The 1,403-nt window shown below is 58.7% G+C and carries 1 protein-coding gene; it reads right to left on the bottom strand.

The annotated features are described in order from the left end of the window. Positions 1-9 precede the first annotated feature (9 nt). Complete coding sequence (locus NKH02_RS34325) at positions 10-1,281, bottom strand: IS4 family transposase (protein ID WP_352665140.1); 1,272 nt, start codon at positions 1,279-1,281, stop codon at positions 10-12. Positions 1,282-1,403: the final 122 nt, after the last annotated feature.

The following is a 1,403-nucleotide window of genomic DNA, read 5'->3' as shown; positions in this document are numbered from 1 at the left end:
TAATGCAGTTCACTTAGGCACCTTCAGTGTTCTGACAGGATATTTGGCTGGTAGCCTTTTGACGACACGGGGGCATGATCGCCCCCGTGTTTTTGGGAGGATGAGGTCTCCCAGCCTTTGTCTTAATCGGATGAGGTGTGCGGGGAGTTTCGCTGGCGCTTCGATCGCCATCCATCCCCATTCGTGACGAATGTAGTGCAGGGCTGTGGTGAAGCTCAATTCGGTTGGCTTGACCTCGGCTTCAGAGGCAACCTCGGCCATTTCCAGCCGCACCAGATTGTAAGCCAACAAGGCTCCCCAGACTTCCTGATAAACAGTTTGCGGTGTGCCGCTGCGCAGCGTCAATTCGCTGCCAAGAAGCTCCTGTTTCAGCTCCCGATAGCTGGTTTCGATCCGCCAGCGGTCTTCGTATTGCTGCACGATCTCCTGGGCAGGATAGGCCTTCTTGTCCATCAACGAGGTTAGCAATATTCGCTTTTGCCCGTGCCGGTTGACGGTCTCGATCGCCCGGGCTTCCCAGAATGGCGGCAAGTCGGGCTCGGCCTCGCGGGCCTGCGGCGAGACTTTCATGCGCACCCGATAGTCGGTGGCGTTCTGGTCCAGGCGCTGCCATGCACTGTTGCCTTTGGCGGGCAGCAGCCAATGACGTTGCTTGCCCTTCGATTGAAGCTGCAGCAGCAGGCTGGCGCTGAAAAAGCCCTTGTCGAAGACCGTCAGGGAATGATCCGGCACTTGGTCGAGCAAGCTCTTGGCATAGAGCATCTCGTTCTTGCCGTAGATCCCAAACACCGCATCACGCACCAGATGCGTGGCGAGCGCCGTCAGGGTCAAGAGCCGTAGCTGCGGATAACTTGCAACAACGCCGGATGCATAGGCTTGCGCTCCAAAATGCGCGCGGTTCTCCACGCTGTCGGCGACACGCAGTGTGCTGCCATCCACGGCATAGCGCGCAAGACCCCGCCAGGCTCGCCCGCATTGGTGGCGCGCGTCCCAGCATGTCGCGCTCATCGCAAACAACTGCGCCAGCGGCGCCTGGCCCAAGCGCTGGCGGGCCTGCGTCAAGGCGCTCTTGGCAATGTCCGGGTTCACCTCATCGGGCAACACCAGATCCAGATGGGCCACCACCTCAGGCATCGACTGATGACGATACAAGGAAAGCGCAATCACCAGCCAGACAACTTGCTCGGCGGGGAGCTTGCGTTTGCGGATGCTCGCCTTGCCGCTGCTGGCAAGCGCCTGGGCGATCCATTCCGGATCAATTGCACCCGAAAGTGCCGACAAATCGGCTGAATGTCCTATGCGACCTGGCATCTCAAAACACGAACAGGATGGAAACGAATCTCCATCCTGCTCGATAGGTCTTACCAGATCCTCATCCAGCCCAACTTAAGTGAACTGCATTA

Source organism: Mesorhizobium sp. M1396 (assembly GCF_040317725.1).
GTDB lineage: Bacteria > Pseudomonadota > Alphaproteobacteria > Rhizobiales > Rhizobiaceae > Mesorhizobium.
Note: the sequence above shows the minus strand (reverse complement) of the source record. Positions and strands in the feature narration are given on the sequence as shown.